A 15,883-nucleotide genomic window follows, 5' to 3' on the forward strand; every position below is an offset into this window, starting at 1 on the left:
GATTGGTATTCATCAAAGGTTGGGTCTGTTATCATCCCCAGCCTTTGTTGATACCTGTTCGCAATTTGCGCTGAAGCGGCCAATGCCATGATTAAACAACGCACCCTGAAGAATACCATCCGTGCCACAGGTGTCGGTCTGCACTCCGGTGAGAAGGTCTACCTGACCCTCAAGCCTGCACCTGTTGACACCGGCATCGTCTTCCGCCGCGCCGACCTCGACCCTGTGGTCGAAATCCCTGCGCGTGCGGCCAACGTCGGCGAGACAACCATGTCGACGACGCTGGTCAACGGTGACGTCAAGGTCGATACGGTCGAGCACCTGCTCTCCGCCATGGCGGGCCTGGGCATCGATAACGCCTACGTCGAGCTCTCCGCCTCGGAAGTGCCGATCATGGATGGCAGCGCCGGACCTTTTGTATTCCTGATTCAGTCTGCCGGCCTGGAAGAACAGGACGCAGCCAAGAAGTTCATCCGCATCCTGCGTGAGGTAACCGTGGAAGAGGGCGACAAGCGCGCCACTTTCCTGCCTTTCGACGGTTTCAAGGTGAGCTTCGAGATCGACTTCGATCATCCGGTGCTTCGCAACCGGACCCAGAGCGCCAGCGTCGACTTCTCCAGCACCTCGTTCGTGAAGGAAGTCAGCCGCGCGCGTACTTTCGGCTTCATGCGTGATATCGAGTACCTGCGCAAGCACAACCTTGCGCTGGGTGGCAGTGTCGAGAACGCCATCGTGGTCGATGAGGACGGCGTGCTCAATGAAGACGGCCTTCGTTACGAAGACGAATTCGTCAAGCACAAGATCCTCGATGCCATCGGCGACCTCTACCTGCTGGGCAACAGCCTGATCGGCGAGTTCAAGGGCTTCAAGTCCGGCCACGCGCTGAACAACCAGCTGCTGCGCAAGCTGATTGCCGAAACCGATGCCTGGGAAGTGGTCACCTTCGAAGATGCCAGCACGGCACCGATCTCGTACATGCGCCCTGTTGCGGCCGTGTAAGTTCGAACACTCTCTAGTTCATTAAGGCCACCTTCGGGTGGCCTTTTTTATGGCTTGCCCTGAGCGTGGGCGGCCAACCGTTCCAGCGCTGCGCGCAGCCTGGGGTCGGTGATGCCCTGCGCAGTGTCGCGCAGGCTTTCGGCGGCGCTGTTCGACAGCTCGGCGGCATGCCCGCTGCGCTTGGCCGGCACCAGCGGCGGCTGGACCTTGTACAGGATGCGCCTGAGGTTGCCGAAGGCTTCCATGGCCTGTAACGCCGCCAGCAAGCGCTTCTGCTGGTAACGCAGGCGCGTTGCCCAGTGGCCGTCGGTCACCACCAGCAACAGGGTTCCATCACGCCACGACGCTACGTGGCAGTGCTCGCGGGCGGCCGGTTGCAGCTGGCTTTCCAGTAGGCGCTGCAAATGCTCCAGGCGTTCGGCCTGGTTCAGCAGCAAGCGCAGTGGGCGCACCTGGCGTAGCAGGGCCGAGGGTGGTTGGGCGGGGGAGGGTTTGTAGGCCATGGGTATATGCATGAGGTTACAAGACCAGCAGTTTAACACCTCTATAGCCTGCACCGGCTTCTTCGCGGGCATGCCCGCTCCCACAGGTATTCTACAAGATTCGGGTCTGTAGTGATCCTGTGGGAGCGGGCGTGCCCGCGAAGAGGCCAGCACAGGCATCTAAAGATAAGACTAATTCTCGATACCTTTCATGTTGCCAAGCCTTGAACTCAGGGAAAATGCCCCTATCTAAAACAAGCCCCCGCCAAAACGCTGTAAAAGCATCGTGGAAATCCACCACTTTCCTCACCATCGTTTCCGGGTAGAATGCTCGTTCGCATGCGGCCTTAGGGCTGCACGGGCGACTCATGGGGCCGCCCTCCATCCCTACGTGTGGAAGATCCTGCCAATATGTTTGCGCCTTTGTTAAAGAAACTTTTTGGAAGCAAGAACGAGCGTGAAGTCAAACGCATGCTCAAGACGGTGAACATCGTCAATGCTCTCGAAGAGAAGATGGTGGCCCTCTCCGACGAGCAACTGCGTGGCAAGACCGCAGAGTTCAAGGAGCGCCTGGCCAAAGGCGAGACACTGGACCAATTGCTGCCCGAAGCCTTCGCCGTGGCCCGCGAGGCCGGCAAGCGCGTAATGGGCATGCGCCACTTCGACGTGCAGTTGATCGGCGGCATGACCCTGCACGAGGGTATGATCGCAGAAATGCGCACCGGTGAAGGCAAGACCTTGGTCGGTACCCTGGCCGTGTACCTCAACGCACTGTCCGGCAAGGGTGTGCACGTGGTCACCGTCAACGACTACCTGGCCCGCCGCGACGCCAACTGGATGCGCCCGCTGTACGAGTTCCTCGGTCTGTCCGTGGGCATCGTTTCGGCCTTCCAGCCGCCAGAGGAAAAGCGTGCCGCCTATGCGTCCGACATCACCTACGGCACCAACAACGAATTCGGCTTCGACTACCTGCGCGACAACATGGCGTTCAGCCAGGAAGAGAAGTTCCAGCGTGAACTGAACTTCGCCGTGATCGACGAAGTCGACTCCATCCTCATCGACGAAGCGCGTACCCCGCTGATCATTTCCGGCCAGGCCGAGGACAGCTCCAAGCTGTACATTGAGATCAACCGCCTGATCCCGCGCCTGACCCAGCACATCGAAGAGGTCGAAGGCCAGGTCACCCAGGAAGGCCACTTCACCATTGACGAGAAGAGCCGTCAGGTCGAACTGAATGAAGCCGGTCACCAGTTCATCGAAGAAATGCTTACCCAATCCGGGCTGCTGGCTGAAGGCGAAAGCTTGTACTCCGCGCACAACCTGGGTTTGCTGACGCATGTCTACGCAGGCCTGCGTGCGCACAAGCTGTTCCACCGCAACATCGAGTACATCGTCCAGGACGGCCAGGTCCTGCTGATCGACGAGCACACCGGCCGCACCATGCCAGGCCGTCGCCTGTCCGAAGGCCTGCACCAGGCGATCGAGGCGAAAGAAAACCTGAACATCCAGGCCGAGAGCCAGACCCTGGCTTCGACCACCTTCCAGAACTACTTCCGCCTCTACACCAAGCTGTCCGGCATGACCGGTACTGCCGACACCGAAGCGTTCGAGTTCCAGTCGATCTACGCCCTCAACGTGATGGTCATTCCGCCGAACAAACCTCTGGCGCGTAAAGACTTCAACGACCTGGTGTACCTGACCGCCGACGAGAAATACGCCGCGATCATCGCCGACATCAAGGAAAGCATGAAGCAGGGCCGGCCGATCCTGGTGGGTACCGCAACCATCGAAACCTCCGAGCACATGTCGAACCTGCTGAAGAAGGAAGGTATCGACCACAAGGTGCTGAACGCCAAGTACCACGAGAAGGAAGCCGAGATCATCGCGCAAGCCGGTGCCCCGGGTGCGCTGACCATCGCCACCAACATGGCTGGCCGTGGTACCGACATCCTGTTGGGTGGTAACTGGGAAGCCGAAGTGGCCGCCCTGGAAAACCCGACCGCCGAGCAGATTGCCCAGATCAAGGCCGACTGGCAGAAGCGTCATCAGCAGGTGATCGAGGCCGGTGGCCTGCACGTAATCGCTTCCGAGCGCCACGAATCGCGCCGTATCGACAACCAGCTGCGTGGCCGTTCCGGTCGTCAGGGTGACCCGGGTTCCAGCCGCTTCTACCTGTCGCTGGAAGACAGCCTGATGCGTATCTTCGCCTCTGACCGGGTGAAGAACTTCATGAAGGCACTGGGCATGCAGTCGGGCGAGGCCATCGAACACCGCATGGTCACCAACGCTATCGAGAAGGCCCAGCGCAAGGTTGAAGGCCGCAACTTCGACATCCGTAAACAATTGCTCGAATACGATGATGTGGCCAACGAGCAGCGCAAAGTGATTTACCACATGCGCAACAGCCTGTTGGCCGCCGAGAACATCGGCGACACCATCGTCGAATTCCGCCAGGAAGTGCTGGACGCTACCATCAGCCAGCACATTCCGCCGCAGTCGCTGCCAGAGCAGTGGGACGTGGCCGGCCTGGAAGCTTCGCTGGCCAGCGATTTCGCCATGAAGCTGCCGATCCAGCAGTGGCTCGACGAGGACGATCACCTCTACGAAGAGACCCTGCGCGAGAAGCTGCTGAGCGAGATCACCACTGCCTACACCGAGAAGGAAGACCAGGCGGGTATCGAAGCCCTGCGTACCTTCGAGAAGCAGATCCTGCTGCGCGTGCTGGACGACCTGTGGAAAGACCACCTGTCGACCATGGACCACCTGCGTCACGGTATTCACCTGCGTGGCTATGCGCAGAAGAACCCGAAGCAGGAGTACAAGCGCGAATCCTTCAGCCTGTTCCAGGAGCTGCTCGAGTCGATCAAGCGCGACACCATCCGCGTGCTGTCGCACGTTCAGGTTCGCCGCGAAGACCCGGCCGAAGAAGAAGCTCGCCTGCGCCGCGAGGCCGAAGAGCTGGCCAGCCGCATGCAGTTCCAGCATGCCGCTGCCCCGGGCCTGGAGAGCGAGCAGCTAAGCGAGGAGGGCGCTGAGGTAGCCGTCGCCGCCGCGCCGGTTCGTAACGACCAGAAGCTGGGCCGCAACGAGCCGTGCTGGTGTGGTTCGGGCAAGAAGTTCAAGCATTGCCACGGGCAGATCGAGTGATCTGACCTGAATGGGGCCGCTTCGCGGCCCTATCGCGACACAAGGCCGCTCCCACAGGGATAGTGCACAGCCACAATGCTGCGCAGTCCCTGTGGGAGCGGCCTTGTGTCGCGATGGGGCGCGAAGCGGCCCCGCTTTTCGATATCAACCGTATTTTCTAGGAGCGCTCTAATGGCTGTTGGTCTTGGTCCTTTGCCCACCCTGCACCCGGTTCCGGGTTTTGAACTCGGCATCGCTTCTGCCGGCATCAAGCGCCCGGGGCGCAAGGATGTGGTGGTCATGCGCTGTGCCGAAGGCTCCAGCGTGGCTGGTGTGTTCACCCTCAACGCCTTCTGTGCAGCGCCAGTGATCCTGTCCAAGCAGCGTGTACAGGGCACAGTGCGCTACCTGCTGACCAACACCGGTAACGCCAACGCCGGTACCGGTGCGCCAGGCCTGGTTGCCGCCGAGCGTACCTGCGCCAAGCTGGCCGAACTGGCCGGCGTGCCGGCCGAGTCGGTACTGCCGTTCTCCACTGGTGTGATCGGCGAGCCCCTGCCGGTCGAGAAGATCGAAGGCGCGCTGCAGGCCGCCCTCGACAACCTGTCGGAAAACCACTGGGCTGAAGCCGCCACCGGCATCATGACCACCGACACCCTGCCTAAAGGCGCCAGCCGCCAGTTCCAGCACGATGGCGTGACCGTTACCGTCACCGGCATCAGCAAGGGTGCAGGGATGATCCGCCCGAACATGGCCACCATGCTCGGTTACATCGCTACCGACGCCAAAGTCGCCCCGGCGGTGCTCAAGGACCTGATGCTGGACGGCGCCAACAAGTCGTTCAACCGTATCACCATCGATGGTGACACCTCGACCAACGACTGCTGCATGCTGATCGCTACCGGCAAAGCCAACCTGCCGGAAGTCACCGAAGCCAGCGGCGCGCTGTTCGAAGCGCTGAAAAAGGCCGTGTTCGAAGTGTGCATGGAAGTGGCCCAGGCCATCGTCCGTGACGGCGAAGGCGCGACCAAGTTCGTTACCGTGCAGGTCAACGGTGGTGGCAACCACCAGGAATGCCTGGACGTCGGTTACGCTGTGGCCCACTCGCCACTGATCAAGACCGCACTGTTCGCCTCCGACCCTAACTGGGGCCGTATCCTGGCTGCTGTTGGCCGTGCCGGCGTGCCAGAGCTGGATGTGAGCCTGATTGACGTGTACCTGGACAGCGTCTGCATCGCCAGCCAGGGCGGCCGCAGCCCGAGCTACACCGAAGCGCAGGGTTCGGCAGTGATGGCCCAGGAAGAAATCACCATCCGTATCGAGCTGGGCCGTGGCCAGTGCAGCGAAACCATCTGGACTACCGACCTGTCCCACGAGTACGTGAAGATCAACGCCGAATACCGTACCTGATGTAACTGGGGCCGCTGTGCGGCCCGATCGCGACACAAGGCCGCTCCTACATGAGTTCGCGCTGTATCTGTAGGAGCGGCCTTGCGTCGCGATGGGCTGCAAAGCAGCCCCAAAAAATCCAAACCGATGGAGCCGAACCATGAGCTATCACCTGATCATCGGCGACAAGCTGTATTCCTCCTGGTCGCTGCGTGGCGCCCTGGCCGTCGAACTGGCCGGTGTGCCCTACGAAGAATCGCTGATCAAACTCAACCAGCCTGACACCCGTCAGCGCATCCTCGCTTATTCCGCCACCGGCAAAGTACCGCTGCTCAAGACCGAGCACGGTGTGATCGCCGATTCTTTGGCAATCGCCGAATACCTCAACGAACGCCACCCCGAGGCCCAGCTGTGGCCTGCCGACGTGGCGGCCCGTGCCCAGGCCCGCTCGGCCTGCGCGCAGATGCACAGCGGCTTCTTCGCCCTGCGCGGTGCCATGCCGTTCGACCTGTCGCGCGACCAGGCGCTGGACAACCTGCCGCTGGACGTACAGATCGATATCGACCGTATCATCGCGCTGTGGTCCGAATGCCGCCTGGTGGCCAAGGACATCGGTCCGTTCCTGTTCGGCAAGCCGAGCCTGGCCGATGCCTTCTTCGCCCCGGTGGCCGTGCGCCTGCGCACCTACCGCGTGGAAGTTCCGGCCGAGGCGGCTGCGTACATCGAGACCATTTACCAGTGGCCAGCCTTCAAGGCCTGGCAGCAAGCTGGCCTGGCGGAGCGTGAAGTGTGAAACGGATTCATGTAGTCGCCGCGGTCATTCGTGGTACTGATGGGCGCATTCTGATCGCACGGCGTGCCGATACCCAGCACCAAGGCGGCCTGTGGGAGTTCCCTGGTGGCAAGGTGGAAGAGGGCGAAAGCGTCGAAGCGGCGCTGGCCCGTGAACTGCGGGAAGAGCTGGGCATCGAGGTGAGTCGTTCGCGTGCGCTGATCAAGGTCAGCCACGACTACCCGGACAAGCAGGTGCTGCTGGACGTGCGCGAAGTAGACACGTTCACCGGCGAGCCGCATGGCGCCGAAGGCCAGCCGTTGGAATGGGTGGCACCGCGCGATTTGCCGCAATATGAATTCCCCGAGGCCAACAAGCCGATCGTGGCTGCCGCGCGCCTGCCGGACCAGTACCTGATCACCCCGGATGGCCTGGAAGTGCCGCAGATGCTCAAGGGTATCCAGAAGGCGGTGGCCAGCGGCATACGCCTGATCCAGTTGCGTGCCCCGGATATGTACGACCCCAAGTATCGCGATGTGGCAGTGGATGCGGTCGGGCTGTGTGCGGGCAAGGCGCAGCTGATGCTCAAGGGGCCGCTGGAATGGCTGGGTGATTTCCCGTCCGCCGGCTGGCACCTGACGGCTGCGCAACTGCGCAAGTACGCGGCCAGAGGGCGGCCGTTCCCCAAGGAGCGCTGGCTGGCGGCGTCCTGCCATAGTGCCGAGGAGCTGGCGTTGGCCGAGCAGATGGACGTGGACTTTGTCACGCTGTCACCGGTGCAGGCTACCCAGACCCATCCCGACGCGGTGCCGCTGGGCTGGGATGAAGCACAGCGTTTGATTGCCGGGTTCAACAAGCCGGTTTATCTGCTGGGTGGAGTAGGGCCGAGTGAGCGCGTGCAGGCCTGGGATGCCGGGGCGCAGGGTGTGGCCGGGATCCGCGCGTTCTGGCCTGAGATTTGAGTCGGCTTTAATTGGGGCTGCAAAGCAGCCCCAAAATTATCAGCCCTTAGGCTTATCAGCAGGCTGCCACAAAACCTCAGCCACTCCTTGCCGCCGCCCAATGATCCGCGCCGCCACAAACAGCAGATCGGAAAGCCGGTTGATGTACGCCAAGCCAACCCCCTCCAGCGGCTCCACCGCATTCAACTGCTGACACCGCCGCTCGGCACTACGCGCCAGGCTGCGGCATACATGCGCCTGCGCCACTAGCATCGACCCACTGGGCAGAATGAAGTTCTTCAACGGCCCCAGCTCCTCGTTCCACACATCGATGGCTGCCTCCAGGCGCTCCACCTCCGCCAGGTTCAGCGCCTGGTAGCTGGGCATCGCCAGCTCGCCACCCAGGTCGAACAGGCGGTGCTGACAGGGTGCCAACACCGTGCTCACTTCCTCCAGGCCTTGTTCGGCCAGCCCCGCCAGCAGCAAGCCCAACTGGCTGTTCAGGCTGTCTACCTCGCCAATTGCTTCGACCCGTGGGTGGTCCTTGGGTACCCGGCGCCCGTCGCCCAGGCCGGTTTCGCCCTTGTCGCCGGTGCGGGTGTAGATCTTCGACAGGCGGTAGCCCATGTTATTTCTCCATTTCTGTCGGCGCCGTCGGTGCCGGCTGGCCGAGGGGCAGGCGCAGGGTGAAGCAGGTGCCCTGGCCGGGCGCGGACTGCACTTCCATCTGCCCCTTGTGGTTGTTGGTGATGATGAAGTACGAGACCGACAGGCCCAGCCCGGTGCCCTGGCCGATTTCCTTGGTGGTGAAGAACGGCTCGAAGGTGCGCTTGCGCACCCCCTCAGGCATGCCGACGCCGTTGTCCTCGACCTGGATTTCCGCCCATGGCGGATTCAGCCGGGTGCGCAGGGTGATACGCCCGGGCTCGCTGGGCTGTTGCCGCAGGTGGATGGCTTGGGCCGCGTTTTTCAGCAGGTTGAGCAACACCTGTTCCAGTTCGTTGGCAGTACAGGGCACTTGCCCCAGCAGGGGGTCGAACTGGCGCACGATGGCCTGGCCCTTGAAGTCGAAGCCGATGGCCAGGTCGAAGTCGTTGCCGGCAATTTCCACTGCCTGGTCGATCAGTGCCGGCAGGTCACAGGGCACCAGCTGGCGGTTGCTGCGGCGGCTGAAACTGAGCATGTGGGTGACGATTTTCGCCGCCCGGGCACCGGCCTGCTGGATGCCATCGAGCAGTTGCGGTACTTCGCGGCTTTCCAGGTAGCGGTTGACCGTGGGCAGGTCGATGTCCAGCTCTTCGGCCTGCTCCTGATTGCGCGGCAGGTCTGGCGACAGGCGCCGGCGGATGTTTTGCACGTTGTGCAGGATGGCGCCCAGCGGGTTGTTGATTTCGTGGGCCATGCCGGCAGCCAGGCCGCCGACCGAGAGCATTTTTTCCGACTGCACCATCATTTCTTCCAGCGACAGGCGCTGGGTGATGTCGTCGATGCGGATGACCACGCCACGGCCACCACCACCGGTCAGCGGGTAGAAGGTCAGGGCGTAGTGGCGCAGGTCTTCGCCCTTGGGCCAGGTGACCCGCTCGATCTTCGCCACCCGGTGTTTTTCCACGGTTTCCTTCAGTTGTGGCAAAAACGGCTTGAGCGGCTCGAAGGCGATGAAGATCGGCTGGTTCAGCGCTTCGTCCAAGGGCGTGCCGGAAAGCACCGTGGCTTCGTGGTTCCATTGGGTCACGTAGAGCTGTTCGTCGAGGGCGATCAGCGCCGAGGGCATGGAGTCGATGATGCTGTTGAGGTAGTTCTGGAAGCCGGTGAGCTTTTTCTCGATCTTGCTGCGAACCTGGACTTCCAGTTCTAGCTTGCGGTTGGTGTGGCGGGTTTCTTCGGCCAGGCCTTGGGCCTGGTCATAGGCATCCTGGAATTCGTCGCGGGTGCGCTTGAGCTGCTGCTCGCGGGCTTCGATACGCGAAAGCATGGTGTTGAAGGCCTCGGCGAGGCTGCCGATTTCGTCGTCGTTGCCGCGCTGGGCGCGCAGGGCATAGCTTTCTTCGCGGGTGACCTGGCGGCTGAGTTCTTCAAGCTGGTTGATCGGCTGGGTGATCAGGCGCTTGATCTGTCGGGCGACGACGATCCACAGCAAAATGCTGAACACCAGGATGCCCAGGCTGGCGCTGAGGGTGCCGGTGTAAAAGGCTGTGGGCAGTTCGCTGCTGGCCACCAGCAGCAGGTGCGCCGGCGGGTTGGCATCGCGCGGCATGCGGATCAGCTGGGTGCTGCGAAACTCCATCAGGCGCCAGCCGTCGATGTTGCGAAAACGCTTGGGTAGGGCCAGCGGCTCGCCGTGCTGCAACTGCGCCAGCATGCGGCCGTCGCCACCGTAGATGGCGGCGGCGCGCAGCGGTGTGTAGCTGTCCAGCTCCTTGAGCAGCGCACTGGCGGTTTCCGGGGTGTCGCCAGCGCGGGCTGACAACTGCGGGTTGGCCACCAGCCGGCCGATGGTCTGCAGCGCTTGGGGCGCCATGCTTTCCTGGGTGATCCAGTAGGCCGCGCTGATGAATGTGAGGTTGGCGACCAGCAGGATGGTCACCAGCAACACCAGCAGGGCCGCCAGCAGCTTCTGCCCGACCGGGAGGTTTTCCAGGCGTTGGCGCAAGGTCATGAGCTAGGCAATGTCCGTATCCGGTTGTAAGGGCCGCGTCAGTCGCAGGGCAAGCCGCGCACGCGCAGGTTATCGACCAGGCGCTGCAGCAGGTGTTCCAGCTGCTGCAGCTGCAGGCCATGACGGCCAGCCACGCGGCAGGCATGGCCAAGCAGGTAGTGCACCTCGGTGCGCCGGCCTGCACGCACATCCTGGTGCATGGAAGAGTAGTTGGCCGCAGTGGCGAGGATCACCCGCTGCACTTCTTCATCCAGCCCGTCCGCTGCTTGCGGCTGGCCGCAGCGGCGCAGCAGCTGGGCCAGTTCGGCGCACAGCGCCTCCACTTCAGCCAGGTGCCCCAGCAGCCCGCCGTTCTGGCAGTCGTGCAGTACGGTCAGCGGGTTGATGGCGCAATTGAGCGCCAGCTTGCGCCACAGGCGGGTGAGGATGTCCACCGTCCACTCGGCGGGGATGCCGGCCTGGTGCAGGTCATCGAACCAGGCCGGGATCGTCGGGTTGCGTGGGTCGCCCAGCCAGTTGAAGCCATGGCCGGCAAAGCGCACTTTCCAGTCACCCTCGCGAAAGGCGCCTTCGGTACTGGAGGCGAAGATGCAGCGTGCATGCGGTACCAGCTCGGCAACCTCATCCTGGCTGCCAAGGCCGTTCTGCAACAGCAGCACTTCGGCGCCTTCGGCCAGCCGAGGCGCCACGCTGGCAATGGCCGGGGCGGCGTCGTAGGCCTTGCAGGCCACCAGCAGGCGGTGGATCGGGCCATGTGCCTGCGCGGTTTCGGCGGGGATGGCGTAATGGTGGGGCTGGTCCTGTTCGACCAGGGTCAGGCCACCGGCCTGCTGGTAGGCCTGCAGCCGTTGCCCGTCACGCAGGATCAGGCGCACTGCCTTGCCTGCGCGCGCCAGGCGGCAGGCCCACAGGCTGCCCAGGCTACCGGCGCCGAGAATATGCCAGGTGCTGCTCATATGCGTTTCGCAACCCGTTATAATGAGCCCGCATTTTAACCGTCAAACCCAGCGCGCTCCATCGTCAGCCTGAGCGCGCTTTTATTTTGGGAGAACAACCATGCCTTCGTTCGACGTAGTATCGGAACTGGACAAGCACGAAGTGCAGAACGCGGTCGACAACGCCATCAAGGAGCTGGACCGCCGCTACGACCTCAAGGGCAAGGGCACCTTCGAGTTCAAGGACAAGGATCAGACCGTGATGCTCACCGCCGAGGAAGAGTTCCAGCTCGAAGCGATGCTGGAAATCCTGCGCCTGGCGCTGGTCAAGCGCAAGATCGACGTGAAGTGCCTGGAAACCAAAGACCCGTATCCTTCGGGCAAGGAAAAGAAGCAGGAAGCCAAGTTCCGCGAAGGCATCGACAAGGACCTGGCCAAGAAGATCGTTGCCACCATCAAGGATGGCAAGCTGAAAGTGCAGGCCGCCATCCAGGGCGAGCAGGTACGTGTAACCGGCAAGAAGCGTGACGACCTGCAGGAAGCCATCGCCCTGCTGCGCACCAAAGAGTTCGACATGCCGCTGCAGTTCAACAATTTCCGCGACTGATGCAGGTGCCGCCCGGAACCCCGATGGCCAAATGATGTCCATGGGGGCCGGGGCTGCGCAAACACGCGCGGCCTGTTCTACCGTGTACTTGCCGCTCGGCATCAGGAGATGAATATGGATTTGAACGCTGAAGTCGATCAGCTGGTCCGCCAATCGCAGACCTGGATCCCCTTGATCATGGAATACGGCAGCCGTGTGCTGCTGGCACTGCTGACCCTGGCGGTCGGCTGGTGGATCATCAACAAGATCAGCGCCCGGCTGGGCAAGCTGGTGGGCATGCGCAATGCCGATGTGGCGTTGCAGGGCTTCATCAGTACCCTGGCCAATATCGTCCTGAAGATTCTGCTGTTTGTCAGCGTTGCCTCGATGATCGGTATCGAGACCACTTCGTTCGTCGCTGCCATCGGTGCCGCGGGCCTGGCCATTGGCCTGGCGCTGCAAGGCAGCCTGGCGAACTTCGCCGGTGGTGTGCTGATCCTGATGTTCCGCCCGTTCCGCATCGGTGACTGGATCGAAGCGCAGGGCGTGGCTGGCACCGTCGACAGCATCCAGATCTTCCACACCGTGCTGCGCACCGGTGATAACAAGACAGTGATCATGCCTAACGGCAGCCTGTCCAACGGCATTATCACCAACACCAACCGCCAGCCGACGCGCAAGGTGGTGTTCGACGTGGGTGTGGATTACGAGGCCGACCTGCAGAAAGCCCGCCACGTGCTGCTGGAACTGGCCAAGGACCCGCGCGTACTGCCAGACCCGGCACCACAGGCCGTGGTGTCGACGCTGGGCGACAGTTCGATCACTGTATCGCTGCGCTTGTGGACCAAGACGTCCGATTACTGGGACGTGATGTTCATGCTCAACGAGCATGCGCGTGACCGGTTGAAGGCCGAAGGGATCGACATTCCGTTTCCGCAGCGGGTGATTCGTGTGGTGCAGGAGACTGCCGCGCAGTAACACCGCGTTAAAACCGGGGCGCGCAGCGGCCCCGGTTTTACACTTGTTCACAGCAATATCCCGCCATTTCTGGCATATAGCCTGACCCCAGCTGCCACACCCGATACGCCATCATGAAACCACTGCTGTACATCACCCCGCTGCGCGCCTTGTTGTTCGGCCTGACCCTGGCCCTGTTCGAGCTGCTCACCTACCTGGCCAGCGACGCGGTCATGCCGGCCATGCCGGTGGTGGTCGGCGAACTGAACGCCAGCCCCGAATACATCCCCCACGCCCTCAACCTGTACCTGCTCGGTGGTGTGGTACTGCAATGGCTGATTGGCCCGCTGGCTGACCGTTATGGCCGGCGCCCGTTGCTGCTGGTCGGCTGCGCGTTCTTCGGCCTGGCCTGCCTGGCCACCTTCTGGGTCCACGACATCGGCCTGTTCAACCTGCTGCGCCTGTTGCAGGGCATTGGCCTGGGCTTTGTGGTCACGGTCAGCTATCCGGCCTTGAACGAGGCCTTCAGCGAGGCGGATGCCGTGCGCATGATGGCTCTGCTGGCCAACATCGCCTTGTTGTCGCCACTGCTCGGGCCGTTGGTGGGCACCTTGCTGCTGCAGTGGCTGGACTGGCGCTGGCTGTTCGTGGCCTTTGCCATCGGCGCGGTGCTGGCCTGGGTGCTGTTGTACCGCCTGATGCCGGAAACCCTGGGCGTGGAGCGCCGTGACGGCTCGCGCCTGGCGTTCACACCCATCCACTTGCTGCCGCTGCTGGCCGGGTATGCCCAGTTGCTGGCCAACCGGCGCTTTGTCGCTGGCAGCGCTGCCTTGGGCCTGGTCGGTTTGCCGTTGATTGGCTGGATTGGCCTGTCGCCGGTGCTGCTGATTCACGATGAGGGGCTGAGCACCATGGAATATGCCTTGTGGCAGCTGCCGGTGTTCGGCGGGCTGATCCTCGGCAACCTGATCATCAACCGCATCGCCGATCGCTACCCACTGCCGGCCTTGGTGCGTGGTGCGCTGTGGCCGTACCTGGCAGGATTGAGCCTGATGGTGCTGGCGACCTGGTACTGGCCGAGCGTGACCAGCGTGGTGGCGGGCATGTCGCTGTATGCGCTGGGGTTGGGCGTGGCCAACGCGGTGCTGTACCGCATGACGTTGTTCTCCAGCGAACAGAGCAAGGGCCTGGTATCGGCCATGCTGGGGATGATCACCATTGCCTTGCTGGGGCTAGGCGGGGCGCTGCTGGCGATGATTGGTGCCGGTGCCAGCTTGCTGCACTTTGCCCTGGCGGCAGGTGTGGCGGGGGCCTTGGCGCTGTGGCCGCTATGGTTTGTAGTGGGTGGGCGGCCTGGTGAAGGGGCTGTCGCCCAGTAATTTCTTATCGCCTGTACTGGCCCTTACGCGGGTGAACCCGCGAAGAGGCCGGTGCAGGCGGTGCAAATCTTTCAGGGCCGCTCAGCCGCTGAATTTTCCTCTGCCACCGGGGTCCCGCGCCCGGCCTCCTGGCGCCACTGCAGGGCGATCAGGATCAGCGTAGGCACACCCAGCAATGCGGTAATCAGGAAGAAGTCGTGGTAACCGAACTTCTCCACCATAACCCCCGAATACCCGCCGATCAGCCGCGGCAACAGCAGCATGATCGAACTGAGCAGCGCGTACTGGGTCGCCGAGAACTTCAGGTTGGTCAGGCTCGACAGGTAGGCGACAAAGGCCGAGGTGGCCATGCCGGAACTGAAGTTGTCCAGCGAGATGGTCACCACCAGCATTTCCAGGTTCGGGCCCATGTCGGCCAGCATCAGGAACAGGATGTTGGTGCCGGCCGAGGCTGCGCCGCCGAGGAACAGGATTGGCATGATGCCGAAGCGCACGATCAGCAGGCCGCCGACCCCGGCGCCGACCAGGGTCATGATCAGGCCGAAAATCTTGCTGACGCTGGCAATCTGGTCCTTGGTAAAGCCCATGTCGATGTAGAACACGTTGGCCATCACGCCCATCACCGTGTCAGACATGCGATAGGTGGCGATCAGGCCGAGCAGCAGCAGGGCCTGCCAGCGGTAGCGGGCAATGAAGTCGTTGACCGGCGTCAGCACCGGGGCCAGGCCGCGACGCCCCAGGCTCGACAGGCACGCCCAGGTCAGCAGCACGTAGAGGATCAGGCGCAGGAAGGCGCGGTCTTCCAGCAGCAGGTCCAGCGGCGTGGCATCGCCAGAGACGACAGTGGACCAGCCGGTGTTGAACATCTGGGTGAAGCTGGCCGGTACCGACACCAGCAGAATGATCAGCACGAACACCGAGGCCAGCTGGTGCACCAGCCCGTAGCGCGCCGCTGACAGCTGTGTACGCATGGGCACGGGCGGCTCGCGCATGATCAAGGTGGTGAACACCGCGGGCAGCATCATCACGCCGAACATGACGTAGGTGCCGGCCCAGGCCTTGTGCAAGTAGCTGAAGCCGGTGGAGCCGAACCACTCGGCAAAGAACAGTGCGCCGGCTGTGGCAAGCAGGGCGGCCACCCGGTAACCGGCCATGTAGCTGGCGGCGAGCGCTGCCTGGCGCTGGTCGTCGGCGATTTCCAGGCGGTAGGCATCGACGGCGATGTCCTGGGTGGCCGAGGCGAACGCTACCAGCACCGCCATGGCGATCAGCCATGAAAGGTGTTGTTGCGGGTCGCACAGGCTCATGCCGACCAGGCCGATCACCACCAGCGACTGCGACAGCAGCAGCCACGAACGCCGACGCCCAAGGCCGCCGAGCAGCGGCAGGCGCCATTGGTCGAGCAGCGGCGACCACACCCACTTGAAGGCGTAAGCCAGGCCGATCAGGCTGGCATAACCGATGGTCTCGCGGGCCACGCCTGCTTCGCGCAACCACACCGACAGGGTCGAGAACACCAGCATGTAGGGCAGGCCGGCGGCGAAGCCGAGCAGCAAAAGTACCAAGGTTGACGGGCTGGCATAGGCAGCAAGCGCAGCGCGCCAGGTTTTACGGGGCATGGGCCAACATCTGCCTCAAGTTTGCTAAAACAAAGCGCG

General features: G+C 62.7%; 13 protein-coding genes. 8 read left to right on the forward strand and 5 right to left on the reverse strand.

The genetic code is table 11. The annotated features are described in order from the left end of the window. Positions 1 to 87: 87 nt before the first annotated feature. The gene (gene lpxC, locus ABE456_RS01955) at positions 88 to 999 is read left to right on the forward strand and encodes a UDP-3-O-acyl-N-acetylglucosamine deacetylase (RefSeq protein ID WP_112250319.1); all 912 of its coding nucleotides are present in this window, start codon (positions 88 to 90) and stop codon (positions 997 to 999) included. Positions 1,000 to 1,046: 47 nt separating this feature from the next. Here lpxC and ABE456_RS01960 read toward each other — a convergent pair whose 3' ends face one another. Further along, positions 1,047 to 1,502: a DciA family protein gene (locus tag ABE456_RS01960; RefSeq protein ID WP_346642478.1), complete on the reverse strand. Its 456-nt coding sequence runs from the start codon at positions 1,500 to 1,502 to the stop codon at positions 1,047 to 1,049. A 390-nt stretch (positions 1,503 to 1,892) separates the two neighbouring features. Here ABE456_RS01960 and secA point away from each other — a divergent pair, with 390 nt between their 5' ends. From secA to ABE456_RS01980, 4 genes are all read left to right on the forward strand, one after another. Further along, positions 1,893 to 4,628: a preprotein translocase subunit SecA gene (gene secA, locus ABE456_RS01965; RefSeq protein WP_346642479.1), complete on the forward strand. Its 2,736-nt coding sequence runs from the start codon at positions 1,893 to 1,895 to the stop codon at positions 4,626 to 4,628. Between the two features lie 171 nt (positions 4,629 to 4,799). Then, positions 4,800 to 6,017, forward strand: a complete 1,218-nt coding sequence (gene argJ, locus ABE456_RS01970; protein WP_346642480.1) for a bifunctional glutamate N-acetyltransferase/amino-acid acetyltransferase ArgJ — start codon at positions 4,800 to 4,802, stop codon at positions 6,015 to 6,017. 139 nt (positions 6,018 to 6,156) lie between these two features. After that, a complete protein-coding gene (locus ABE456_RS01975; protein WP_346642481.1) occupies positions 6,157 to 6,789 on the forward strand; it encodes a glutathione S-transferase family protein in 633 nt (210 codons plus the stop codon). Continuing rightward, a complete protein-coding gene (locus ABE456_RS01980; protein ID WP_346642482.1) occupies positions 6,786 to 7,730 on the forward strand; it encodes a Nudix family hydrolase in 945 nt (314 codons plus the stop codon). Before ABE456_RS01975 ends, ABE456_RS01980 begins: the two co-directional genes overlap by 4 nt. A gap of 39 nt (positions 7,731 to 7,769) precedes the next feature. Here the strand turns inward: ABE456_RS01980 and ABE456_RS01985 are convergent, their stop codons facing one another. Genes ABE456_RS01985 through ABE456_RS01995 form a run of 3 tightly spaced genes read right to left on the reverse strand, consistent with a single transcriptional unit; the run spans position 7,770 to position 11,324 of the window. Beyond that, positions 7,770 to 8,336 (reverse strand): cob(I)yrinic acid a,c-diamide adenosyltransferase, encoded by a 567-nt coding sequence (locus tag ABE456_RS01985; RefSeq protein WP_346642483.1) that lies wholly within the window; start codon positions 8,334 to 8,336, stop codon positions 7,770 to 7,772. A 1-nt stretch (position 8,337) separates the two neighbouring features. After that, the gene (locus ABE456_RS01990) at positions 8,338 to 10,368 is read right to left on the reverse strand and encodes an ATP-binding protein (protein WP_346642484.1); all 2,031 of its coding nucleotides are present in this window, start codon (positions 10,366 to 10,368) and stop codon (positions 8,338 to 8,340) included. Between the two features lie 38 nt (positions 10,369 to 10,406). Beyond that, a complete protein-coding gene (locus tag ABE456_RS01995) occupies positions 10,407 to 11,324 on the reverse strand; it encodes a putative 2-dehydropantoate 2-reductase (RefSeq protein WP_346642485.1) in 918 nt (305 codons plus the stop codon). Positions 11,325 to 11,424: 100 nt separating this feature from the next. On the opposite strand from ABE456_RS01995, the gene ABE456_RS02000 reads away from it, so the two are divergent. The 3 genes from ABE456_RS02000 to ABE456_RS02010 all read left to right on the forward strand — a co-directional run bounded on the left by ABE456_RS02000 (position 11,425) and on the right by ABE456_RS02010 (position 14,225). Then, entirely contained in the window at positions 11,425 to 11,910 is a 486-nt protein-coding gene (locus ABE456_RS02000; protein ID WP_016488946.1) for a YajQ family cyclic di-GMP-binding protein, read from the forward strand. A 114-nt stretch (positions 11,911 to 12,024) separates the two neighbouring features. Then, the gene (locus ABE456_RS02005) at positions 12,025 to 12,867 is read left to right on the forward strand and encodes a mechanosensitive ion channel family protein (protein WP_346642486.1); all 843 of its coding nucleotides are present in this window, start codon (positions 12,025 to 12,027) and stop codon (positions 12,865 to 12,867) included. Between the two features lie 113 nt (positions 12,868 to 12,980). Then, the gene (locus tag ABE456_RS02010) at positions 12,981 to 14,225 is read left to right on the forward strand and encodes an MFS transporter (RefSeq protein WP_346642487.1); all 1,245 of its coding nucleotides are present in this window, start codon (positions 12,981 to 12,983) and stop codon (positions 14,223 to 14,225) included. Positions 14,226 to 14,296: 71 nt separating this feature from the next. Here the strand turns inward: ABE456_RS02010 and ABE456_RS02015 are convergent, their stop codons facing one another. Next, positions 14,297 to 15,844, reverse strand: coding sequence for an AmpG family muropeptide MFS transporter (locus tag ABE456_RS02015; protein ID WP_346642488.1), 1,548 nt, complete (start codon positions 15,842 to 15,844; stop codon positions 14,297 to 14,299). Between the last annotated feature and the right edge of the window lie 39 nt (positions 15,845 to 15,883).

The organism is Pseudomonas sp. TWI929 (genome assembly GCF_039673335.1).
Taxonomy (GTDB): domain Bacteria; phylum Pseudomonadota; class Gammaproteobacteria; order Pseudomonadales; family Pseudomonadaceae; genus Aquipseudomonas.